Source organism: Vibrio sp. 1727 (assembly GCF_033344415.1).
In the GTDB taxonomy this organism is placed as follows: domain Bacteria; phylum Pseudomonadota; class Gammaproteobacteria; order Enterobacterales; family Vibrionaceae; genus Vibrio; species Vibrio alginolyticus.
This window is the reverse complement of the sequence record NZ_JAWPOT010000633.1, coordinates 1-527: the sequence shown is the minus strand read 5'-3', so window position 1 is coordinate 527 and position 527 is coordinate 1. Positions and strand designations below refer to the sequence as shown.

1 protein-coding gene is annotated in these 527 nt (G+C 47.1%); it reads right to left on the bottom strand.

The genetic code is table 11. The annotated features are described in order from the left end of the window. Positions 1-328, bottom strand: a 328-nt coding sequence (locus R8O10_RS27315) for an ATP-binding cassette domain-containing protein (RefSeq protein WP_318192247.1), incomplete at its 3' end; no start/stop codon positions are given. Positions 329-527: the final 199 nt, after the last annotated feature.

Here is a 527-nt window from a genome sequence, read left to right as displayed (position 1 = left end):
TGTCTTCAACAATTCGACGCCCTTCCATCACTTGGAAAATGCCCGAACGGACAATTTCTTCCGGGCTCTTGTTGTCGATACGCTCGCCCATGAAGGTAATTTCACCGCGAGTCACTTCACCATCTTCGGTTTTTAACAAACCCGAAATGGCTTTTAGTGTGGTCGATTTACCTGCCCCGTTCGCGCCTAACAGCGTCACGATTTGACCTTTAGGTACTTCAAGGCTCACGCCACGCAGAACCAAAATAACTTCGTCGTAGACCACTTCGATGTTGTTTACCGAGAGTAAGATCTCCGCTGGTTCTATATCCCTTGCTAATTCACTCATCAAGCCACTCCTTGTTCAGGAGAAGGGATGATGTATATCGCATCCCCTCACCTGTTCTTGTTTTGTTGTTAGTAACCTAGCCAATCGTCACGACGTGACAATGTAACCTGAGACACTTTCTTAATGTCTACTGAACCACCCTGGTTGTTACCCATAAACACGTTTACGGTGGTTGTGCCTCGATGATCTTCTGGTTGCC